The organism is Bradyrhizobium forestalis, assembly GCF_002795245.1.
GTDB classification, from domain to species: domain Bacteria; phylum Pseudomonadota; class Alphaproteobacteria; order Rhizobiales; family Xanthobacteraceae; genus Bradyrhizobium; species Bradyrhizobium forestalis.
Genome location: NZ_PGVG01000047.1, coordinates 30379 through 51524, shown reverse-complemented (window position 1 = coordinate 51524; position 21146 = coordinate 30379). Strand labels below are relative to the sequence as shown.

General features: G+C 65.3%; 19 protein-coding genes. 5 read left to right on the top strand and 14 right to left on the bottom strand.

Annotated elements, in window-relative coordinates; genetic code table 11:
• Positions 1-163 precede the first annotated feature (163 nt).
• The 3 genes from CVM73_RS33895 to CVM73_RS33885 are packed head-to-tail and all read right to left on the bottom strand — an operon-like array spanning position 164 to position 2970.
• The gene (locus CVM73_RS33895) at positions 164-1375 is read right to left on the bottom strand and encodes an ABC transporter substrate-binding protein (RefSeq protein ID WP_100236119.1); all 1212 of its coding nucleotides are present in this window, start codon (positions 1373-1375) and stop codon (positions 164-166) included.
• Positions 1376-1425: 50 nt separating this feature from the next.
• Positions 1426-1749, bottom strand: coding sequence for a 2Fe-2S iron-sulfur cluster-binding protein (locus CVM73_RS33890; RefSeq protein WP_100236116.1), 324 nt, complete (start codon positions 1747-1749; stop codon positions 1426-1428).
• Positions 1750-1761: 12 nt separating this feature from the next.
• Positions 1762-2970, bottom strand: coding sequence for a cytochrome P450 (locus tag CVM73_RS33885; RefSeq protein ID WP_100236115.1), 1209 nt, complete (start codon positions 2968-2970; stop codon positions 1762-1764).
• A gap of 83 nt (positions 2971-3053) precedes the next feature.
• Here CVM73_RS33885 and CVM73_RS33880 point away from each other — a divergent pair, with 83 nt between their 5' ends.
• The gene (locus CVM73_RS33880; protein ID WP_100236114.1) at positions 3054-3560 is read left to right on the top strand and encodes a MarR family winged helix-turn-helix transcriptional regulator; all 507 of its coding nucleotides are present in this window, start codon (positions 3054-3056) and stop codon (positions 3558-3560) included.
• A gap of 359 nt (positions 3561-3919) precedes the next feature.
• On the opposite strand, the gene CVM73_RS33875 is transcribed toward CVM73_RS33880, so the two are convergent.
• On the bottom strand, positions 3920-5770 hold the full coding sequence (locus CVM73_RS33875; RefSeq protein WP_167407217.1) for a feruloyl-CoA synthase: 1851 nt from the start codon (positions 5768-5770) through the stop codon (positions 3920-3922).
• 149 nt (positions 5771-5919) lie between these two features.
• Between CVM73_RS33875 and CVM73_RS33870 the strand changes: the two genes are divergently transcribed.
• The gene (locus CVM73_RS33870; protein ID WP_100236112.1) at positions 5920-6414 is read left to right on the top strand and encodes a MarR family winged helix-turn-helix transcriptional regulator; all 495 of its coding nucleotides are present in this window, start codon (positions 5920-5922) and stop codon (positions 6412-6414) included.
• Positions 6415-6608: 194 nt separating this feature from the next.
• On the top strand, positions 6609-8417 hold the full coding sequence (atzF, locus tag CVM73_RS33865; protein ID WP_100236111.1) for an allophanate hydrolase: 1809 nt from the start codon (positions 6609-6611) through the stop codon (positions 8415-8417).
• A gap of 141 nt (positions 8418-8558) precedes the next feature.
• Here atzF and CVM73_RS33860 read toward each other — a convergent pair whose 3' ends face one another.
• The 8 genes from CVM73_RS33860 to CVM73_RS33825 form a co-directional block, all read right to left on the bottom strand.
• Positions 8559-9281 (bottom strand): GntR family transcriptional regulator, encoded by a 723-nt coding sequence (locus CVM73_RS33860; protein WP_100236110.1) that lies wholly within the window; start codon positions 9279-9281, stop codon positions 8559-8561.
• Positions 9278-9673, bottom strand: coding sequence for an oxalurate catabolism protein HpxZ (gene hpxZ / locus CVM73_RS33855; RefSeq protein ID WP_100236109.1), 396 nt, complete (start codon positions 9671-9673; stop codon positions 9278-9280). Before hpxZ ends, CVM73_RS33860 begins: the two co-directional genes overlap by 4 nt.
• Before the next feature lie 12 nt (positions 9674-9685).
• Positions 9686-11080: an AtzE family amidohydrolase gene (locus CVM73_RS33850; RefSeq protein ID WP_167407216.1), complete on the bottom strand. Its 1395-nt coding sequence runs from the start codon at positions 11078-11080 to the stop codon at positions 9686-9688.
• 4 nt (positions 11081-11084) lie between these two features.
• The gene (locus tag CVM73_RS33845) at positions 11085-11264 is read right to left on the bottom strand and encodes a DUF4089 domain-containing protein (RefSeq protein WP_166812384.1); all 180 of its coding nucleotides are present in this window, start codon (positions 11262-11264) and stop codon (positions 11085-11087) included.
• A 26-nt stretch (positions 11265-11290) separates the two neighbouring features.
• Complete coding sequence (locus tag CVM73_RS33840; RefSeq protein WP_100236106.1) at positions 11291-13015, bottom strand: dipeptide ABC transporter ATP-binding protein; 1725 nt, start codon at positions 13013-13015, stop codon at positions 11291-11293.
• 286 nt (positions 13016-13301) lie between these two features.
• Positions 13302-14201, bottom strand: a complete 900-nt coding sequence (locus tag CVM73_RS33835) for an ABC transporter permease (RefSeq protein ID WP_100236105.1) — start codon at positions 14199-14201, stop codon at positions 13302-13304.
• A 10-nt stretch (positions 14202-14211) separates the two neighbouring features.
• Positions 14212-15225, bottom strand: coding sequence for an ABC transporter permease (locus CVM73_RS33830; RefSeq protein WP_100236104.1), 1014 nt, complete (start codon positions 15223-15225; stop codon positions 14212-14214).
• Between the two features lie 188 nt (positions 15226-15413).
• The gene (locus CVM73_RS33825; RefSeq protein ID WP_100236103.1) at positions 15414-17036 is read right to left on the bottom strand and encodes an ABC transporter substrate-binding protein; all 1623 of its coding nucleotides are present in this window, start codon (positions 17034-17036) and stop codon (positions 15414-15416) included.
• Here CVM73_RS33825 and CVM73_RS39450 point away from each other — a divergent pair.
• On the top strand, positions 16972-17418 hold the full coding sequence (locus CVM73_RS39450; protein ID WP_167407211.1) for a hypothetical protein: 447 nt from the start codon (positions 16972-16974) through the stop codon (positions 17416-17418). The two genes, CVM73_RS33825 and CVM73_RS39450, sit on opposite strands and share 65 nt — an antisense overlap.
• Positions 17419-17440: 22 nt before the next feature.
• Here the strand turns inward: CVM73_RS39450 and CVM73_RS33820 are convergent, their stop codons facing one another.
• Both CVM73_RS33820 and ugpB read right to left on the bottom strand, forming a co-directional pair.
• Complete coding sequence (locus CVM73_RS33820; protein WP_100236118.1) at positions 17441-18400, bottom strand: aminoglycoside phosphotransferase family protein; 960 nt, start codon at positions 18398-18400, stop codon at positions 17441-17443.
• A gap of 223 nt (positions 18401-18623) precedes the next feature.
• The gene (gene ugpB / locus CVM73_RS33815) at positions 18624-20006 is read right to left on the bottom strand and encodes a sn-glycerol-3-phosphate ABC transporter substrate-binding protein UgpB (RefSeq protein WP_100236102.1); all 1383 of its coding nucleotides are present in this window, start codon (positions 20004-20006) and stop codon (positions 18624-18626) included.
• Positions 20007-20150: 144 nt separating this feature from the next.
• Here ugpB and CVM73_RS33810 point away from each other — a divergent pair, with 144 nt between their 5' ends.
• Positions 20151-21146 (top strand): TRAP transporter substrate-binding protein, encoded by a 996-nt coding sequence (locus tag CVM73_RS33810; RefSeq protein WP_100236101.1) that lies wholly within the window; start codon positions 20151-20153, stop codon positions 21144-21146.

Here is a 21146-nt window from a genome sequence, read left to right as displayed (position 1 = left end):
AACGTCTCCAAAACGGCCGACCGACCAATCCATTCCTGCCTTCAATGCGGTCATCCTTCTCAACCGCACTGCAAAGAATCAGACTCGATTCACTCAAGGCAAGAAAAATCTGTGCACGCCTTAGCCCACAAGGGGAGAGGGTGCAGCGGCGCTCTTCGCTCGCCTACTTCACTAACTCGCACCCGCCCTCCGCCAGCGGCCTAAACGCCTGGTCGGCGGGAATCGTCGAGACCAGCTTGTAATAGTCGTACGGGTATTTCGACTCCTCCGGCTTCTTGACCTCGAACAGGTACATCGGATGCACGACGCGGCCGTCCTGGCGGATCGCGGTGTCGCCGAACAGCTTGTCCTTGCCCTTGAACTTCTTCATCTCAGGCACGGCGTCCCTGGCATTGTCGCTGCCGGTGGCCGCGACCGCGTTGAGATAAGCGAGCGTGGAGGCATAGACGCCGGCCTGGTTGCCGCTCGGCATCTTGCCGTTCATGCCGGGCCGCGCGGCAAAGCGTTTTGCGAACGCACGGGTGTCGTCGTTCATGTCCCAGTAAAAGGCTTCCATGAGCTGGAGGCCCTGGGCGACCTTGATGCCCATGCCGTGAACGTCGTTGATGAAGAGCAGGAAGGCGACGAGCTTCTGGCCGCTCTGCTGGATGCCGAACTCGGCCGCCTGCTTGACCGCGTTGATGGTGTCGCCGCCGGCATTGGCGAGCCCGATCACCTGCGCTTTGGAGCTCTGCGCCTGCAACAGGAAGGAGGCGAAATCGGAGGTGCCGAGCGGATGCTTTGACGAGCCGATCACCTTGCCGCCATGCGACTCGATGTACTTCTGCGCCTCCGACTCGATGCCCTTGCCGAGCGCGAAGTCGACTGTGAGGAAATACCAATCCTTGCCGCCACGCGAGACCATCGCGGCCGCGGTGGTATTGCCCGTCGCCCAGGTGTCATTGACCCACTGGATGGTGTTGGGCGAGCAAGCCTTGCCGGTAAGGTCCGAGCTCGCGGTCGAGGACGCCAGGAACGTCATGCGGCTGTCGCGCAGCAGCGTATTGATGGAAAGACCGACCGCGGAGTTCGGCACGTCGACGATGGCGTCGACGCCCTCGACGTCGAGCCATTTACGCGCGATGGCATTGCCGACATCGGCCTTGTTCTGGTGATCGGCATAGACGATCTCGACCTTGATGCCCTTGCCGCCGCCGTTGAAATCCTCCGCTGCCATGCGCGCGGCCTCGACCGAGCCCATGCCGTTGGTGTCCTGGAAGATGCCGGAGATGTCGTTGAGCACGCCGATGCGCACCACATTATCCGAGATCTCGGCGCTCGCCGCGCCGCTCATTACGCTCGCGGCCAGTGCGAGCGCCCATTTCAGATGCTTCATCATTCCCTCCCCTGCTTGTTGGTTGCCGGTCGTTGCCGGCACATCGAGATTCAGACCTGCCGATCCGGCAGTCTCAGCACGAGCCCGTCGAGTTCGGGCGTGATGTTGATCTGGCAGGACAGCCGGCTGTTCGGCAGCCGCTCGGCGGCGGCGCCGTCGAGCAGCGCGTCCTCATCGTCGGCGACCGCGGGCAGGCGTGCGAGCCAGCTCTCGTCGACATAGACGTGGCAGGTCGCGCACATGGCATTGCCGCCGCATTCGGCCAGGATGCCGTCGAGGCCGTGGCGGGTCGCGGCCTGCATGACGCTCTCGCCGCCTGAAGTCTCGATGCGGTCGGACTTGCCGTCGGGATGGATAAAGGTGATGGCGGGCATCAAGACTCCTCGTCAGGCCGGGGTGATGGTGACCGGCAGGCTGTCGAGCCCGCGCAGCGTGTTGTTGAAGCGGCGCTTCGGCTCGCCCGTGATCTCGATCTTCGCGACGCGGCGCGCCAGCGCCGTCAGCATCACCTCGCCTTCGAGGCGGGCGACGAGCTGGCCGACGCACATGTGGATGCCGGAGCCGAAGCCGACATGGCCGGAGGTGCGACGGGTGATGTCGTAGCTGTCGGGCTTGTCCCAGCGCCTGGGATCGCGATTGGCGGCGGCGAGGAACATCAGCACCTTCTCGCCCTCGCCGATCCTCGCGCCTGACAGCTCGACCTCACGCGTGGTGGTGCGGAAGAAGGTCTGCACCGGGCTCTCGAACCGCACCGCCTCCTCGAAAGCGCCGCGCGCCAGCGTGAGATCCTCGCGCAGGCGCTGCCATTGATCCGGAAAGCGCGCGAGGCAATAGACCGCAGCCCCGATACCGTTGACCGTGGTGTCGAGACCGGCCGACAGCAGCGAGCGCACCAGCAGCGGCGCCTCGGTGGCCGTGATAGCGCCCTCGTCGACCTGCGCATGAATGCAGGCCCCAAAGCCGCCAGGCGCCAGATTCTCGCGCTGGCACTGCTCGGCGACATAGGCCTGATGCGGCGCCGAGCGTTCGATCGCCTCCTGGCGCAACTGGTTGGGCGGGCCGAACGCGTTGAACACGACGCTGGCATAGGGAATCAGGTGCTCGCGCCCCTCCGGCTTCAGGCCGAGCGCATCGGGAAAGATCGAGAGTGGATAGGCCTCGGCAAGATCCGCGATCGCATCGAAGCTGCGCTTCTCCAGCAGCGCATCGACCCTGGCCTCGGCTGCTTCGGCAAAGCGATCACGGACCTGCTTCATCACGGTCGGCGACAGCACTTTTGAGAGCACGGCGCGGGTGCGGGTGTGCGCGGGCGGATCGGCCTCCAGGATCAGGCTGGGCGGCCGCCACGGCGTCTCCTTCTTGAAATCGCTGAGGCCGACGCCACGGCTGGAGCAGAACGTCGCAGGATCGTTCAGCACGGCATGGACCTCGGCATAGCGCGCGACGCCGTAGACCTTCCATTTGTCGAGATAGACGACGGGGCCCGCTTCCCGCAGCCGCTCGTGCGTGGGATAGGGATCGGCAAAAAAAGTCATGTCGAAGGGGTCGACATCGAGATGCGGGACTCCCGATCCCGCGGTGCCGGATCCGATCATGGAAGACCTCCCTCATTTTGATCTTGTGAAAGGCCGGCGCTTGCCCTTAGGTCTTTCGGTACGCCGCGAGTCAGAAACCCGATATGCCGCCGTCTTCGACCAGAGCCCGCCAGAAGCCCGCGCCCAATGATACGGGGCCGACGCTCGATCTCGAGCGTTACGTGCCGGCGTTCATCACCTTCATCGCCAACAAGCTCTCGAACAGCGCGACCGCGTTCTATCAGAAGCAGTTCGGCGTCAACGTCACGGAATGGCGGATCATGTCGCTGCTGGCGATCGAGCCTGGCATTCCCGCCTCGCGCATCTGCCACGTCATTGGTTTCGACAAGGGCCCGGTGAGCCGGACGCTGGCGGGGCTTGAGAAGCGCGGGCTGATCTCGATCCGCACCGACCCCAACGACGGCCGCACCCATTCGATCGCGCTGACCGCAAGGGGCCGCGCCATCCATGACAAGGTGATCGTGGCGGCGTTCGAGCGCGAGCGGCGACTGCTGTCCTGCCTGAGCAAGGACGAGCGCGAGGTGCTGATCGACCTGCTCCGCCGGCTGCACGACAATCTCGGCGCGGTGACAGACAGCAGCTACACCTGACGCACCGCGTCGCGAGCGCATCTTGTCTTCGGGCACGCGCCCGCGTTTGCCCGCGGCACCACTCCTGCCGAGCATTTGTTTCCTCCGAGATCGGACGCGGCGGTTCGCCCGCCGTCATCCTTGTCTGGAACGGTTCGCACAAATTAGTTGCTTAGGCAACAAAAGAATCGGCAAGATAATGCGGCAGCGTTGCTGGCTTATCGGCGCCGCCCGCTCGCGTGTCCCGGACGCGGCGCGGCATGAAATGACGCGACGCAGAGCCGGGACCCATAAGCCGCGTGCACGACGAGAGATGGGCCCCGGCTCTGCAGCGCATCACTGCGTGCTGTGCTGCGTCCGTGGCACGAGAGATGCTAGTGTTACAGCCCGATCCACTCGTCCGACGCATCATCATTCAGCCGCGCCACTGCATCGGCACGGCGCGTCAGCACGGCGCGCTGGTTGATGTAGCCCTTGTCGGTGATCTCACCGCCGTCGACCGATGGCGGCTCGACGAGGAGCAGCGCGCGCGTGGCGTGGCCGGAGGAGTTGGCGCTCTGCTGCTTCAGCTTTGCGAGGCCCTGCGCGATGGCGCCGCGAACCTTGGCATCCGCCAGCACATCGCCCACAGCTGCCGTCTCGGGCAAGCCGGCATGGGCGCGACAGGCGGCAGCGTTCGGAAATACCAGGAAGCGCACCTCGTCGCCGCCGTGACCCGCCACGACGATGTCCTGTGCGAGCGGTGCCAGCGCGGCGATGCCGGCAACGCGCAGCGTGCCGACATTGACCCAGGTGCCGGAGTTGAGCTTGAAGTCTTCGGCGACGCGGCCGTCGAAGAACAGGCCGCGCTCGGGCCGTTCGCTATCGGCAAGCTTCACGGCGTCGCCGATCAGGTAGAAGCCCTCTTCGTCGAACGCCTGCCTGGTCAGTTCGGGCGCCTTCCAATAGCCGGGCGTGACGTTGGGGCCGCGCACCCGCACCTCGAGCTTGTCGCCGGAGGTGATGAGCTTCAATTCGGTGCCGGGAATGGGCACGCCGATGTTGCCGGAGCGCTCGGCGAGAAAATGACAGTCGGTGGCGAGCGGTGAGGTCTCCGTCGAACCCCAGGCCGAGACCATCGGCAGCGTGCGACCTACGGTCTTGGTCGAAAGCTCTGCCAAGGCATCCCACAAATTCTGCGGCAGCGCGGCGCCAGCATAGAAGGCGAATTTCACCTCGCTGAAAAAGCGGCGGCGCAATTCCTCGTCGCCGCGCAGTGCCGCGATCAGCATGTCGAAGCCGCGCGGCACGTTGAAATAGACCGTCGGCATCACGCTTTTCAGATTGGCGAGCGATGTCGCGAAGAGACCGGGCGCGGGCTTGCCGCCGTCGATATAAAGCGAGCCGCCGTTGCGCAGCACGAGATTGAAATTGTGGTTGGCGCCGAACGTGTGGCTCCAGGGCAGCCAGTCGAGAATGACGAGACTGCCACGGCTCTCTTCAAGGAAGGTCCAGGTCTGCGCCTTGGCTTGCTGGCTCGAGGTCAGCATGCGCTGGGTATTGATGACGGCTTTCGGCGTGCCCGTCGAGCCTGACGTGAACAGGAATTTTGCGATCGTGTCGGGCGTTACTGCGGCGAAGGCTTCTTCGACGTCTGGCGTTTCAGCCGTTGTCGCGATGGTGCGGAACGCGAGCGCGTCGGCGTCGTCGGCATTGCCGCTGATGATTGGCGCGCGGTGCAGCGGCTTGATCGCGGCCAGCGCCGCTGCGAACGGCTTGGTCGCAGAGACGTAGATTGCGCCCGGTTCGAGCAGCGCAATCATGCTCTTGAGCTTGTCGAAATCCTTCGACATCAGCGAATAGGCGGGCGAGATCGCCGCGGCGGGCACGCCGACATGCTGGGCGGCGAGCGCGAGCAGCGCGTGGTCGATGCTGTTGTCGGAGAGGATCGCGAGCGGGCGTTCCGCGCTGAGCCCTTGCTCGAGAATCCACGACGCCGCCCCGCGCACCTGCCGCAGCGCCTGCGCGTAGGTGACCGTGGTCCAGGGAGCTTCAGCACCGACGCGCTCGGCGAGGAAGACCTTATCCGGCGATTGCCGCGCAAAATGCTCCAGCCAGTCGCCGATGCAGCGCGCGCTCTCGCGCAAGGGTTCCGGCGAACGCAGCACGATGCTGCCGTCGGCGCGATGCTCGGCGACGGTCTTGGGCGATGCGAACAGATCTGACGCGTCACCGCGTGCGGCGGTTGTCATGGTTTCCTCCTCGCCCGTATCCGGGAGCGGCTGCAGCCTCGTTCCGGGCTGCTTTGGTCATAATGTTGGGCAGTACAATTGTTGTCGTCAACAACAATCTTTCGCTTGGGGGCTCGAGTCGCTAAGGTGCGCTCCGCAGGAGACACGACGTGACAGCCAGCGCAGCCCAGACGTCCCCGCGTAAACGAGCCGGCAACGGCGCAGTGCGACGCAATGACGCCGACGAGATCGGCCTCGACGCCCTGGTCGGCCACGCCGGCTATGCGGTGCGACGCTTCCAGATCTGGATTTTCCAGGACTTCATCAGGACGCTCGGCGACGTCGACATCAGGCCGACGCAATATTCGGTGCTGACGGTGGTCGGCGCCAATCCCGGCCTATCGCAGATGGCGGTCGCAAAACGCCTCGGCATCGAGCGCGCTCGGCTGGTGCATCTGCTCGACAGCCTCGAACAACGCAAGCTGGTGAAGCGGACCAAGTCGAAAGAGGACCGGCGCTCCCATGCGCTGCACCTCACAGCGCAGGGCGAGACGGCGCTGGCGAAATTCAAGCATCTCGCCGCCGAGCATGAGCGGCATGTCGAGGCCAGGATCGGCAAGGAAAACCGGGCGCACCTGCTCCGGATCCTCGCGGGCTTCACCTGATCCAGCCTGCCCACGATTTGGGCAGATGCCCGGAACCGGGCGCTGGCGCCCGCGCCCGACCGGCCATCGAAATATCCTCCAACCCGCTGATCCCTCGATAATATCCGGCACGCACGCCCTGCCCGGATAATGTACACAATGGCACATCGCTTGCTTCACTCGGGGCGAAGACGAATTGCCGGAGTTTGGACGCCATGGGGGCTGAACAGCCTGAAACGATCGCCGCGATCGTGGCCGCGCATCGCGCGGGCACGATGACGCCGGCAGAGACGATCGCGCGGACCTATCAGCGCATTCGCGACCACAACGATCCCGCCGTGTTCATCAGCCTGCGCGACGAGAAGGACGCGATCGCAGAGGCCGACAAGCTCGCGGCCCGGGCGGATGCTGCCAGCCTGCCGCTCTACGGCGTGCCGGTCGCGGTGAAGGACAACATCGACGCGCTGGGCTTTCCGACCACGGCGGCCTGCCCGGCTTTCTCCTACACCCCGACGCATGATTCCACCGCGGTGGAGCGCCTGCGCGCCGCGGGCGCCATCATCATCGGCAAGACCAATCTCGACCAATTCGCAACCGGTCTCGTCGGCGTCCGTTCGCCCTACGGCATCCCCCGCAACTCGATCCGCGAGGATCTCGTTCCCGGCGGCTCGAGCTCGGGCTCGGCCACCGCCGTCGGCGCCGGCCTCGTGCCGCTGTCACTCGGCACCGACACTGCCGGCTCTGGCCGCGTGCCGGCGATGCTCAACAACATTGTCGGGCTGAAGCCGAGCCTCGGCATGATCTCGACCGCAGGCCTGGTGCCGGCCTGCCGCACGCTCGACTGCATCTCGGTATTCGCCTTGACGGTGGACGATGCTGCGCTTGCGTTATCCGTGATGGCCGGCCCGGACCAGGCCGATCCATTCTCGCGCGACCGGCCGCTTGGCGCGATCACGCCGCTCCCCGCGAATCTGCGCCTCGGCGTCCCGCGCAATGGGCAGCTGATCTTCTTCGGCGACAAGAAGGCGGAAGCCGCTTACAGCGATGCACTGAAGCGATGGACTGCGCTTGGGGCCACGCTGGTCGAGTTCGACCTCGAGCCGTTCTACGAGACGGCGCGGCTGCTCTATGAAGGTCCGTGGGTCGCCGAGCGTTATCTCGTGATCAAGAACCTGCTGGCGTCCGCGCCTGACGCGATTCACCCCGTCACCCGCGAGATCACCGCGGCCGGCGCGCGGCTGACCGCGGCGGAAACCTTCTCGGCGCTCTATCGCCTGCAAGGGCTGCGCAAGATCGCCGAGCGCACGTTTGCGAACATCGACGCGCTGGTGCTGCCGACGGCGCCGACGGCCTACACGACCGCACAGGTGCTCGCCAATCCGATCGAGCTCAACAGCCGGCTCGGCACCTACACCAACTTCGTCAACCTGCTCGACCTCTGCGGCCTCGCCATACCGGCTGCGATGCGCAGCGACGGCATTCCCTTCGGCATCACGCTGCTCGCGCCCGCGGGACGCGATGCGATGCTCGCGAGCATCGGCCGCGTGTTCCATGCGGATACGAAGCTGACGATTGGCGCAAAGAGCGTCGCGCAGCCCGCGCTCGCGCCGCTGCCTGCAAGCAGCACCGACGAGATTCCAATCGCAGTCGTCGGCGCGCATCTGTCCGGCATGGCGCTGAACGGCGAACTGACGGCGCTGAACGGACGCCTGATCGAGGCGACCAGGACCGCGCCCGATTACAAACTCTATGCGCTCAAGACCACGCCGCCGAAGCCGGGCCTGCTGCGCGTCGAAGCCGGCAGGGGCGCTTCGATCGAGCTGGAGATCTGGTCACTGTCATCGTCTGCCTTCGGCAAGTTCGTCAACGCGATCCCTGCGCCGATGGCGATTGGCACGGTGCGGCTTGCCGATGGCCGCAGCGTGAAGGGGTTTCTCGTCGAGCCGGAGGCGCTGGGCGAGGCGCGGGATATCACGGCGTATGGTGGCTGGCGGAAATATATGGCGGAAGCTGCGACAGGGTAGGTTCGTGTCCCGGGCGCAGCGCATCACGCAGTGGTGCGCTGCTGAACCGGGACCCATCTAGCGACTTGCGAAATGGATAGGTGGGTCCCGGCTCTGCGGAGCAGCGCTACGCGCTGCACCGCGTCCGGGACACCGAAGTCCCTACACCGACACCGCGTAGATCTCATACTCCCCGCGCACCAGCTCGATATGCGCGCGCATCGCCGCGGCGGCGCCCTGCTTGTCGCCGCGCATGATGGCGACGACGACGCGGTCGTGCTCGGCCTGCGATTTGGCCAGACGCCCGAGGTTGCGGAACTGGGCGCGGCGGAATGGCTGCACACGCACGCGCGTCGCCAGCGTGATCTCGGCGATGTAGCCGTTCTGCGAGCCCGCATAGATCGCGTTGTGGAAGCGCTCGTTGACCTCGTGGAAGCGCTCGGGATTGCCGGCGTAGCTCAGCACCCGCAGCTCCTCGTGGATGGCCTCCAGGCCGTGACGCTCGGCCGCGGACATGCGCTCGGCGGCAAGGCCTGCGCACAATGCCTCGAGCTCCGCCATCGCCTCGAACATGCCTTTCAGCCGCTCGACGGATGGCTGCGCCACCACGGCGCCACGATGCGGCCGCGCCTCGACGAGACCGCTCGCCACCAGCTGGCGCAGCGCCTCGCGCACCGGTGTTCGCGAGACGCTGAAGCGCCGTGCAATGTCGGTCTCGTCCAGCGGCGAGCCTGGCGCCAGGGTTCCGCGCACGATCTCGTCGGCAAGCTGAAGCCGCAGCTCCTCGGCGCGCGTGACCTTCTGCAGCGACGGCAGCGCCCGGTCGACGCGGGGCACCACCGGCTCGGCCGGCAGTGTCCCAGGCGGAAGATCGTCAAGCGTCATACGGTCTCTTTCGGCTCGTCGATGATGCTGACATGAGCCGCGACGACGCGCCAGCCCTCCGGGAAGCGAATCCACGTCTGCATCTGCCGGCCGACCTTGCCGGGCGCCGTGTCGCGATAGAACAAGGTGGACGCCACGGCCGTGTCGCGGCCGTAGCTCGTGATCACGGTTTTGGCGGTGCGGCGGTTCAGCCCGACCGGCGAGCGCGCGGCGCGGAAGCCGGAGATCGCCTCATAGCCATAGAGGTTCTCGCCGATGCCGTAGCGCAGGGTGCGGGGATCGTCGCGGAACAGCTCGCCGAGCGCGGCGACGTCGTTGCTGACGAGGGCCTGCTCATAGCGCTCGAACGCGGCTTTGACTTCCGCAATCGCCTCGGGGAGATCGATCTCCATCTCAGAATCCTCTCAAAGTCCCCTTGGCGCGGGCGCAGCGACGACGCCCATCTTCTCCAATGCGTGCGCGACACGCAGCGCGATGTCCTCGCGCCAGGGCGCTGCGATGATCTGCACGCCGATCGGTAGCGGCTCGAGCGGTACCGGGACGGCGACGACGGGCAGACCGATGAAGGAGATCGGCTGGGTGTGAATGCCGATATTGGCGCGCACCGGCAATTCGACGCCGTCGAGATTGAAGTTCACCTGTCCGAGCTTCGGCGCGGTGCAGGGCGTCGCCGGCGCGATCAGCACGTCGACGGTCTTAAAGATCTCGGCAAGCTGCGCGCGATACCAGCGGCGGAATTTTTGCGCACGATCGACCAGCGGCGCCGGGACCATGGCGCCTGCAATCAGCCGGTCGCGCACGGCGGGATCAAAGTCGTTCGGGCGCTTGCGCAGGCGGGCGAGATGCAGCGAAGCGCCTTCGGTGGTGGTGATGACGTAAGCCGCGGCGCGGGCGCGCGATGCTTCGGGGATATCGACCACTCGCGACGCACCAAGCGCCTTGGCCACGCGGCTGACGGCTTCGACCGCTTCCGGAAACACGTTCTTCTGGAAGTGCCCGCCGGCGATCGCAACGCGCAGGCCCGAAATGGACTCATCGAGCAGCGGCGTGACGGGTTCGACACCGCGCATCGTGCAGGCGCCGTCGTCTGCGTCCGGTCCCTGCATCACGTCATAGGCGAGCGCGAGGTCGGTGACGGAGCGCGCGAACGGGCCAAGATGATCGAGGCTCGCCACGAACGGGAAGGAGCGCGCACGAGAGAGCCGGCCATAGGTCGGCTTCAAACCAAAGATGCCGCAGAACGAGGACGGCACGCGGATCGAGCCGTTGGTGTCGGAGCCGAGCGCGATCGGCACCAGCGCGCCGCCGACGGCGCTGCCCGAGCCGCCCGACGAACCGCCGGTCATTCGCGTCGTATCATGCGGATTGCGCGAGGGGCCGTCATGGACGTTCTCGCCGGTGAAGTCGTAGGCATATTCGCCCATGTTGAGCGCGCCGACCAGCACGGCGCCGGCGGCTTCCATGCGCTCGATCAGCGTCGCGTCGCGCCTGGCCTTCGGCAGGTCGCGGTTGATCTTCGAGCCGGCGCGGGTCGGAAGCCCCGCGACATCGAACAGGTTCTTCACGGCGAAGGGGACGCCAGCGAGCGGGCCGACGGTCTTGCCCGCGGCGATGTCGGCATCGATCGCGCGCGCTTTCGCGCGGGCGCGATCAGCGGTGACGTCGGTGAAAGAATTGAGGATGCTGTCGTGCTGCTGGATGCGCGCGAGCGCGGCTTCCGTGGCATCGAGCGCGGACATTTTGCGGGCCACGACCGCGCTTGCGATCTCAGAGGCCGTCATCTCTGGCTTAGCGGTCATGGCATCAAGCCGTGAAGATCGGCGCCGGCTCAGTCTCGTCCGGCAGCGCGAATTCGTCGACGAGGCGGGCGAGCCGCAGCGAGACGTCGAGATTGGCGCGCACCGCCGGTCTCCAGGCCTCCTCGACCGGCAGCGCCAGTGCTTTTGATACTGCGTCGATATAGTCGTCCAGGGGTTCGGCCATCACGCTCTCAAGCAATCAGTGCACTCTCAGTGTACCTGTAACGGCGGATGCGGGATCGCCGTCAGCAGCTCCTTGGTGTAGTCGTCCTGCGGATCGCTCAAGACCTTTTCGGAAGAGCCCTCCTCGACGATCCGTCCCGTCCGCATCACAATGACACGATCGCACAACAAGCGCACCACATTCAAATCATGCGAGACGAACAGATAGCTCATACCTAGCCGCGCCTTGAGGTCCTGCAGCAGGTTGAGGACCACGGCCTGGACCGAGACGTCCAGCGCCGCGGTCGGCTCATCGAGGATGACGAGCTTGGGATGTAGCGCGATCGCCCGGGCGATGCCGACGCGGGCCTTCTGGCCGCCGGACAATTGGTGCGGGAAGCGGTCGAGCAGATTGTGCGGCAGGCCGACCATGGTCGCCAATTCCTCGCAGCGGGCGCGGAGCGCGTCGCGCCCCCTGATGTCGCCGAGCTGCATGATGGGATCGGCGATGGCGCGCGCGGCGGTGAAGCGCGGGTTGAGGCTGTCGGTCGGGTCCTGGAACACCATCTGGATCCGGCTGCGCTGCGGCAACCGGGCAAAAGCTGATGGCGCGATGCTGCCGATGTCCTCGCCGTCGAACTGGATCAGGCCGGAGGTCTGGTCCAAGAGGCGCATCACCATCATCGACGTGGTCGATTTGCCGCAGCCGGACTCGCCGACGAGACCGACGCTCTCACCATGACCGATCGCGAAGCTGATGCCGTCGACAGCGCGGAACACGTCCGGCTCGACCGGCGGCTTGCGGCCGAACAGCTTTCCGAGCGTCGCGGTGGCGCCCTGGCGGGGATACTCTTTCACGAGCTTTTCGATCCGGAGGAGAGGCTTGCTCTCCGCGCTTGCTGCTTCGGCCGGAGCGGGCTCCGCGGGCACGGCGGTCGCAGCGCCCTCTTCCTCCGGCAGCAGGTCCCGCAAGGACACGCCGAGCCGCGGCGTCGCGCGCATCAGTTTCTTGGTGTAGGGGTGCTGCGGGTTTGCGAAGATGTCGGCCGCCTTGGCGGTCTCGACCACGCGGCCCTTCTCCATCACGACGACGCGGTCGCAATAGGCAGCCGCGAGGCCGAGATCGTGGGTGATCAGGATGGTCGACATCGCCTTGCGCCTGGTCAGCTCGACGATCAGGTCCATCACCGCCTTCTGCGTGGTGACGTCCAATCCAGTCGTCGGCTCATCCGCGATCAGGAGCTGCGGATTGCAGGCGAGCGCGAGCGCGATGACAACGCGCTGGCACATGCCGCCTGAGAGCTCGAACGGATAGGCGTGATAGCGCTCGCGCGGCCGGGCGATCTTGACCTGCTCCAGCGCCTCGATCGCCTTCTCGCCATGATCTTTGACCTGGGCCTGCTGCACATGGGTGCGCAGGACGTCCTCGATCTGGTCGCCGACCTTGCGGATCGGGTTCAGCGCCGCGCGCGGGTTCTGGAAGATCATCGAGACTTCGCGGCCGCGCAGGTCGCGCATCTGGTCCTCGGTCGCGGCCTTGACGTCGATGCCGGAGAACATCACCGAGCCCTCGGCGATCTTGCCGGCGCGGTCGAGGATGCGCATCACCGCATAGGAGGTCACCGACTTGCCGGAGCCGGACTCGCCGACGATGGCCAGCGTCTCGCCCTTGGCGACCGAGATGTTGACGTGCTGCACCGCCTTGACGATGCCGCGGCGGGTGCTGAATTCGACCGTGAGGTCCTGGACATCGAGCAGGGGCTGGGCGGTCACGGGCGGCTCCCGATCAAAAAGGTCGAAAACAACCCCATGCACAGTAGAACGACATTGGAATCATTGGAGAATTTTGGCTGAAAATTTGCGTGTGAGGTGGGCACGGGCCTCTCGCTCCCTCCCCCCTTGCGGGGGAGGGTTGGGGAGAGGGGTGGCCCCGGGAAAGGTCTGAGTTCGTGGCTACCCCTCTCCCTGCCCCTCCCCCGCAGGGGGGGAGGGAATGAGAGAGCAGTGCCCTCCTCACATGCGAGCCTCGCGTGGCTCGCGGAGTGTTTGGAAACAACCATCACGTCCTCCGCTGGGGGTCGACGATGTCGCGCAGGCCGTCGCCGAGGAGGTTGAAGCAGAACACGGCGATCATCAGCGCAAGGCCGGGGAATAGCGCGATCCACCATTCCCCCGACACCATGAAGCCCGCGCCTTCGGCGACCATGATGCCCCATTCGGCGGTCGGCGGGCGGACGCCGAGGCCGATGAAGGACAGGCCTGCGGCGTTGAGGATGGCGTAGCCCATGGTCAGCGACATCTGCACGATCATGATCGGCATGATGTTCGGCAGGATGTGCACCAGGAGGATGCGGAGTTCGCCGTTGCCTGATAGCCGCGCCGCCTGCACGAAGCCGGCGTTGCGGCGGACATTGGCCTCGGCGCGCGCGACGCGGGCGTAGAGCGGGAAGTTCACGATCGCGGTCGCCAGGATGATGTTCTGCACGGTGTTGCCGAGCGCCGCGACGATTCCCATGGCGAGCACAAACAGCGGGAAGGCCATGATGGTATCGGCGATGCGGCCGACGATGCGATCGGTCCAGCCGCCGAAATAGCCCGCCGCGATGCCGGCCAGACCGCCCATCAAGAACACCAGCACGACCGAGGCGATCGCGATGAAGACATCGAGGCGGGTGGCGACGATGACGCGGCTGAAGATGTCGCGCCCGAGCTGGTCGGTGCCGAACCAGTGCGCCGCGGACGGCGGTTTCAGTGCGGCGGCGGTGTCGGAGGCGAGCGGATCGTACGGCACCACGTAAGGGCCGAACAACGCGGCGAACACGATGATCAGGAGCAGCGCGAAGGCGAAGCCCGTGACCTTGTTCTCGCCGAGGACGTAGCGGGTCTGTTCGAGCACCGCTGATAGGCCCGACGTGCGGGCGGGACCGACCGGTTCAACAGCAGGCGCAACGGAGCTCATTCTGTCCCTCCTAGCCCTCAAGCCGCACGCGCGGATCGATCACGCCGTACAAGATGTCGATCACGAGATTGAGCAGCACGTACATGATCGCCATGGTCAGCACGAAACCCTGCACCGGCGCGAAGTCGGAGGAGATCAGCGCTTCCACCGCGTAGGAGCCGATGCCGGGCCAGGCGAACACTTTCTCGACCAGGACGTTGGCGCCCAAGAGGAACGAGAACACCATGCTGAGCGTGGTGATGACGGGCAGCATCGCGTTGCGGAAGGCGTAGGTGACGATGACGGTCGCCGGCGACAGGCCGCTGGCGCGCGCGGTGCGGACGAATTCGGATGCGAGCACCGCGAGCATCGAGGCACGCGTCATGCGCGCGATCGGTGCCAGCGAGAAGACCGCGAGCGTCGTCGCGGGCAGGATGAGCTGACTCAGGGCCGAGCGGAATGCCTCGACATCGCGCGCGATCAGGGTGTCGATCAGGTAGAAGCCCGTCACCGTCGGCGGCACGCTGTAGAACACGTCGAGCCGGCCGAGCGGCGCCGGCGACCAGCCGAGCCGGAAATAGAACACATAGACCAGCACGAGGCCGGTGAAGAACACCGGCAGCGACACGCCGGCCGTCGTCGTGACCCGGCAGAGATGGTCGATCCATGATCCCGGCCGCGTCGCAGCGAGCACGCCGAGCGGAATGGCGATGACGATCGAGACGATGAGGCCGAGCAGCGTCAGCTCGGCCGAGGCTGGCAGGCGATTGCGGATCTCAGTCGCGACCGGCTGGCCCGTGGTGAGCGAATTGCCGAAATCGCCATGGGCGAGGTCGCTCGCGTAGCGGAAGAACTGCTCGATCAGCGGCTTGTCGAGACCGAGTTTTTTCCGGATCTGCTCCACGGCCTCCTTGGTCGCGGCGGGACCGGCGAAGTAGGCCGCGGGATCGCCCGGCAGCGCGCGCGTGAGGAGGAAGGTGACGATGACAACGCCGATCAGCGAGGGAATCGCGAACATCAGGCGCTTGCCGATCATGGTCAGCATGGGATGCTCCCCATCGTGGACAAGACTCTCTCGGCACGCGCAGCCATGTTCCCTCCCCCCTTGCGGGGGAGGGCTAGGGAGAGGGGTGACCCCGGGAGAGGTCTGAGTTCGTGGCTACCCCTCTCCCCAACCCTCCCCCGCAAGGGGGGAGGGAGCCTGAAGAGCGTGCTCACCTCACCCATGTCCCCTCACCCCTTCGCCATCGCGCGATAATCGAGCCTCCGGTGGAACCAGTATTGGTAGCCGCTGATGTTCTTCTGCATCGCGACGTTGACGAAGGGCTGGTACAGCGGGATGCGCGGGATGTCGGTGAAGGCGAGATCGACGAAACCCTTCACGTCGGCGTCGTAGGCCGTCTTGTCGCCAATGGCGGCGGCGGTGCGCGCGCCGTCGATCAGCTTGTCCATCGCCGCCGACTTGTAGCTCATGGTGTTGAAGACGGAATTGTTGCCGTGATAGCACCAGTAGAAGAAGTATTCGGGGTAATCGAGCCAACCCGAGAACACGTTGGTGAAGAGCGGCATCTCCTTCTTGTTCAATTCGGTGCGCCAGTTGGCGCCGGGCACCTTGTTGATGGTGGTCTTGATGCCGAGCTGGGCGAGGCTCTCCTGCACCAGCACGCAGAGCGGCTCGTTGACGCCGGCGAAGTTGAGGTCGAACGAGATCGTGGTCTCGAAGCCGTTGGCATAGCCGGCCTCGCTAAGCAGCGCCTTCGCCTTCTCCATGTCGGTGTTGTATTTGTGCGGCTGCGGCCAGGCGACCTCGGTGGCCTTGTCCTTTGGCGCGCCGAACATGGGATTGCCGAGCCCGAACAGCACGGCGTCCATGATCTTCTGGTACGGCATCGCATAGGCGATGGCCTGCCGCACCTTCGGATTGTCGAAGGGCGGCTTGGTCACGTTCATGCCGATATATTGGATGCCGTTGGAGAACGGCAGCGACACCACGTTGAGCTTGCCGTTCGCCTTCATCTCCTGGAAATCCTTGAACGGCAGCTCGTAGGAGATGTCGGCATCGCCCCGCTCGAGCAGCGCACGGCGGTTGCCGGCCTGCGGCACCATGCGCCAGATCACGCGCTTGATCTTCGGCAAGGGACCACCGACCCAGTCCTCGTTGCGCTCCATGATGACTTCGGTGCCCGCAGTCCACTTCGTCACCTTGTAGGCGCCGGAGCCCGCGGTCTGCTGTTTTGTAAACTCGAGGCCCCAGGGATCCTTTTCGCTCGCGTTCTTCTTCACCAGCTCGGAGTTGACGATGCAGGGCACGATGACGGCGAGATCGGGGATCGTCAGCTTGTCCTTTTTCAGGAAGTCGACGCGCACGGTGTGGTCGTCGATCACGACGAACTGTTCCGGCTTGGTCAGCGAGCCCGCGCTCATCTGGAAGGTCGGGAAGCCGCCGACGCTGACGGCGCGGTCGAGCGACCATTTCACATCCTTGGCCGTGACCGGCGCACCGTCGTGGAATTTGGCGTTCTTCTTCAGCTTGAAGGTGACCGACATGTCGTCGATCCTAAAGTCCTCGGCGAGCTCGCCCTTGAACTTGTCGCGGTCGTAATAGGGCACGCCGCCGGGACCGCTCTTCATCTCGTGGCTGATCAAGCGGTCGTAGCAATTCCAGGACACCTCATAGCCGGGCACGTTGGTGCCGACACCATGGATGTCGAGATTGTTGGGGCCACCTTCCGAGACGATCAGCAGCGTCTCGGAACGGGCATCGGCCTGGGCGGAGGAGATCACAGACGGCATGGCGGGAAGCGCCGCGCCAGCGGCCAACCCGGAAACGGATTTAAGGAAATCGCGGCGCTTCATGAAATCGCTCCAACACAAGGTTTTTGGTTGGAACCGGATTCGCAAGGTTCGTGCCAAGGCTAATGAGGTGTTTCGCTCGGGCTACGTCATTGAAGTGAAATGGTATTTCTATTCCCCTGGGATGGTTTGGCGAGGGGGTGGCGGCCTGCATTGCATACAAAGAAAGGCAATTGATGAAAAATTAGGCCGCGGAAGAGCGTGGCCCATTCGGAAGGCGATGGGAGGAATCGTCGCGCCGCGGCGCAACGGTCAGGCCTGTCATTCCGGGGCGATGCGCAGCATCGAACCCGGAATCCATCGGGCGGCGGAACGCGCGGGACAATGGATTCTCAGGTGCGCAATTGCGCACCATAGCTCGCCGCTGCGCGGCGCCCCGGAATGACGGAGAGAGTTGGGGCCGGCGCTCACCCCGACCAGATCAGCTCCTGCAACTCGACCAAATCATCCGCCTGCTCCTGCCAGCCCTCGATGCAAATGTGCGCGTTGAGGTCGCTGGCGCGGTGCAGCAGCATCAGGGCCATCAGGCGGCGCTTCAACGCGAAATCCAGCTTTGCATAGCCAAAACCTTCGAGCAGGTTGCGCACCCGGCCCGGCCGGCCCGCCGCCATGAAGGCGCTGGGGCCGAGCAGGTCGTAATCGCGCCAGCCCGTCAGCACGTCGCCGAAGTCGAACAACCCCGCGAGCGACCATTGGCCGTTGTCGCAGGCGAGCAGAAAGTTCTCCGGAATGTATTCGCCGATCAGGATCACCGGCGCTGCATCCATCGGAATGAGCTTTGCGGCATCGCGCAGGAGATCGTCGAGGCCGGCGAGGAATTTCGGCGCAAGGCCGAGACGTTGGTGCCTGCTATGGCAGCCCTGCATCTGCTTGCGCATGAAGTCGTCCCAGCGCGGCTCGATTGCTTCGAGCGCTCCGAGCGGCGCGCGCTGCACCGCGGCTATGGTCTCGCCGATCTGGCGCAGCAGGCGTTCCTTCTGGGCTTCCGGCAGAGACGGCCAGACCCCCGAGCCGAGCGTGCCGGCAAGGCGGGTGATGATCAGATAAGGCCAGCCACAGCGCATCCCTTCGGCGACAATCTCGGGGATCGGCAAATTCAGGTGGCCGGCGAGCTGCATCAGCGAGCCGCGCTCGGAGACGAATTGCGCGCGCAAAAGCGGCGGGAAGATCTTGAGGATGAGCTTCTCGCCGAGCCCGACCACGAGATTGGTGCCGGCTGAAAATACATGTGGCGAGCTGGTATCCAGGCCATGGCCGCGCGCGATGTCGAGTGCGATCGGCAGCCATTGCGCGGGCGTGGTGCGAAAGGCGCGAAAGCTTTCGGTGTCGGTGAATGTAGGGAGGTGTTGAGATGAAACCTTCGTCATCCGCATCCGCTCGTGCGACGCGGCTTTTGTTGCTTCGATGCAAGCCGAGAAGGCGGTGCACCTCTCCCGCTTGCGGGAGAGGTCGCGCCGAAGGCGCGGGTGAGGGTTCTTTCCTCTGGGGGATTGTCCCGTTGCGGAGACACCCTCTCCCCAACCCTCCCCCGCAAGCGGGGGAGGGAGCACATCTCGTTCGTGGCTGCACCGAGTCCAAATCTCACAGCACCTACCGCTCCGGACTTGCGCGCTCGAACTGGCGCAAGAGCTTGTTGCCGCGCTCGACCGCGGAATCCAGCGCCTTTTGCGCGCTCTTGTTGCCGGCGAAGGCCTGCTCGAGCTCGTCCTCGATGGCGCCGCGGATCAGCACGAAGGAGCCGAGCCGGATGCCTTTGGAGTTCTCCGTCGGCGGATTGAGCGTGATCTGCTCGAACGAGATCGCCGAGCCGGGATTGCGTTCGTAGAATCCTTGAGAGCGCGTCAGCTCGAAGGCGGCGCGCGTCACAGGCAAATAGCCGGTGTTCTGGTGCCAGGCAGCCTGCACGCCCGGCTGCGACAAATAAGAGAAGAATCGCGCCACGCCCTTGTATTCCTCGCGGGGACGGTCGCGCAGCACCCACAGCGTGGCGCCGCCGATGATGGAGTTCTGTGGCGCGCCCTTCATGTCGGGCCAATAGGGCATCAAGCCGTAACCGATCTCGAATTTCGAATTGGCCTTGATGTCGGCGCGCGTCGCCGAAGAGCCGATGAAGATGCCGCATTCGCCCTTCTGGAAGCGCGGCTCGGCCGACTGCCCGCGGCCACTGTAGTCGAACACCTTGGTCTTCTGCCATTCGCTGAGCGCCGCGATGTGATGGACGAGAGACGGATTGTTGATGGTCAATTCCGCATCCAGCCCGGCAAAGCCGTTCGCCCGCGTCGCCAGGGGCAGGTTATGGAAGGCAGAAAAATTCTCGACATGGATCCAGGACGGCCAGGACGTGGTGAAGCCGCACGCCGCGCCCCGGTCCCGCAGGCGCTTCGCAGCCGCCCCCAATTCCGGCCAGGTCTTCGGCGGCGCCTCCGGATCGAGGCCGGCGTCGCGGAACATGGTCTTGTTGTAGTACAGGATCGGCGTCGAGGAATTGAACGGGAACGACAACAGGTTGCCGGCCGCATCGGTGTAGTAGCCGGAGACCGCAGGCAGGTAGTCGTTCAGCGAGAACGGTTCGCCCTGGTCGCGCATCAGGCTGTACACCGGATAGATCGCGCCCTTGGCCGCGGTCATGGTGGCGGTGGCGACCTCGTTGACCTGGACGATCGCGGGCTGGCTGCGCGAGCGGAAGGCGAAGATCGCGGCCGTCACCGTCTCGGTGTAGTTGCCCTTGTAGGTCGGGACGATGCGGTAATCCGGCTGCGAGGCGTTGAAGTCGGCGGCGAGCTTGTCCAGTTGCCGGCCGAGCTCGCCGGACATGGCGTGCCACAACGCGATGTCGGTGGCGGCGCGCACCGGGGCGGCCAGCGCGAGAGCCGCGAACACGGCGAGAACCTGCAAAAGGCGCGATGCTGACGTCACGATGGCTCTTCCCGTGTCGCACGACGAAAGGCGGCTGCCCTGCTTAAGGCCCGGCATTTGCCGTTTCAACCGGGAATGACAGGCGGCCGCGCCGCACAATCAGCCCGCGGGCCGGGCGCAGGATGGCCTTCCCTTAACCATCTGCTAGATTGCATTGAACCTTTTCCTTCCGCCATAGACTCCACCACTGAGGGGTTGAGTGTGCCAGTGCTGAGCCGTGCCGAACTCTCGCGGACCGGGGTGATCTTCGTCGCGCTTCTGCTTGCCGTCTGGACGACGGGCGCCGTTGCGCGCGAATTTCGCGCCGCCGACACCCAGACCGAGGACTACCCGACCGTCCAGGCGCTGCGCTACATGGGCGCCCTGATCGCCGAGCGCACCAAGGGCCGGCACGAGATCAAGGTGTTCCACTCCCGTCAGCTCGGCGAGGAAAGGGAGACGATCGAGCAGACCCGGGCCGGCGCGATCGACCTCAACCGGACCAATGTCGCCCTGATCGGCAATTTCGTCCCGGCGATGAACGTGCTCGCCATGCCGTTCCTGTTCCGGTCCATCGAGCACATGCAGAAGGTGCTGGACGGGCCTGTTGGCAGCGAGATCCTCGGCAGCTTCGAGCCCTATGGCTTCGTCGGGCTCGCCTTCTACGATTCGGGCGCGCGGTCGATTTACAACGGCGTCCGCCCGGTCCGGAGCGTCGCCGACCTCCGGGGCCTGCGGATCCGGGTGCAGCAGTCGGAGTTGATGAGCCAGATGATTCGCTCGCTCGGCGCCGAACCGGTCGAGATGCCCTATGGGCAGGTGCTGACCGGGCTTGCCAATCACCTGATCGACGGCGCCGAAAACAACTGGCCATCCTTCGTGACGACGGACCATTACAAGCATGCCGGCCATTACACGCTCACCGAGCACACGATGAGCCCGGAGGTGCTAGTGATCTCGCTCAAGGCCTGGAACAGCCTGTCGGCGGAGGAGCAGACGATCTTCAAGGAGGCCGCGCAGCGCTCCAGCCGGTTCATGCGCGAGAAGTGGCGCGACCTCGAGGAGCAGTCGCAGCGCAAGGCGCAGGAAGCCGGCGTGACCATCATCAAGGACGTCGACCGCAAGCCATTCGAGGACGCCATGGCCGCAATCTACGCCAAGGCCGGACGCGATCCCGCGGCGGCCGCGCTGATCGAACGCATTCGCAAGGTGGAGTGA

What these genes read in the sequence shown, in the direction of transcription:
- CVM73_RS33895 (WP_100236119.1), bottom strand. Translation starts at nt 1,375, where the DNA reads ATGAAGCATCTGAAATGGGCGCTCGCACTGGCCGCGAGCGTAATGAGC.
- CVM73_RS33890 (WP_100236116.1), bottom strand. Translation starts at nt 1,749, where the DNA reads ATGCCCGCCATCACCTTTATCCATCCCGACGGCAAGTCCGACCGCATC.
- CVM73_RS33885 (WP_100236115.1), bottom strand. Translation starts at nt 2,970, where the DNA reads ATGATCGGATCCGGCACCGCGGGATCGGGAGTCCCGCATCTCGATGTC.
- CVM73_RS33880 (WP_100236114.1), top strand. Translation starts at nt 3,054, where the DNA reads ATGCCGCCGTCTTCGACCAGAGCCCGCCAGAAGCCCGCGCCCAATGAT.
- CVM73_RS33875 (WP_167407217.1), bottom strand. Translation starts at nt 5,770, where the DNA reads ATGACAACCGCCGCACGCGGTGACGCGTCAGATCTGTTCGCATCGCCC.
- atzF (WP_100236111.1), top strand. Translation starts at nt 6,609, where the DNA reads ATGGGGGCTGAACAGCCTGAAACGATCGCCGCGATCGTGGCCGCGCAT.
- CVM73_RS33860 (WP_100236110.1), bottom strand. Translation starts at nt 9,281, where the DNA reads ATGACGCTTGACGATCTTCCGCCTGGGACACTGCCGGCCGAGCCGGTG.
- hpxZ (WP_100236109.1), bottom strand. Translation starts at nt 9,673, where the DNA reads ATGGAGATCGATCTCCCCGAGGCGATTGCGGAAGTCAAAGCCGCGTTC.
- CVM73_RS33850 (WP_167407216.1), bottom strand. Translation starts at nt 11,080, where the DNA reads ATGACCGCTAAGCCAGAGATGACGGCCTCTGAGATCGCAAGCGCGGTC.
- CVM73_RS33845 (WP_166812384.1), bottom strand. Translation starts at nt 11,264, where the DNA reads ATGGCCGAACCCCTGGACGACTATATCGACGCAGTATCAAAAGCACTG.
- CVM73_RS33835 (WP_100236105.1), bottom strand. Translation starts at nt 14,201, where the DNA reads ATGAGCTCCGTTGCGCCTGCTGTTGAACCGGTCGGTCCCGCCCGCACG.
- CVM73_RS33830 (WP_100236104.1), bottom strand. Translation starts at nt 15,225, where the DNA reads ATGCTGACCATGATCGGCAAGCGCCTGATGTTCGCGATTCCCTCGCTG.
- CVM73_RS39450 (WP_167407211.1), top strand. Translation starts at nt 16,972, where the DNA reads ATGGCGGGAAGCGCCGCGCCAGCGGCCAACCCGGAAACGGATTTAAGG.
- CVM73_RS33825 (WP_100236103.1), bottom strand. Translation starts at nt 17,036, where the DNA reads ATGAAGCGCCGCGATTTCCTTAAATCCGTTTCCGGGTTGGCCGCTGGC.
- CVM73_RS33820 (WP_100236118.1), bottom strand. Translation starts at nt 18,400, where the DNA reads ATGACGAAGGTTTCATCTCAACACCTCCCTACATTCACCGACACCGAA.
- ugpB (WP_100236102.1), bottom strand. Translation starts at nt 20,006, where the DNA reads ATGCCGGGCCTTAAGCAGGGCAGCCGCCTTTCGTCGTGCGACACGGGA.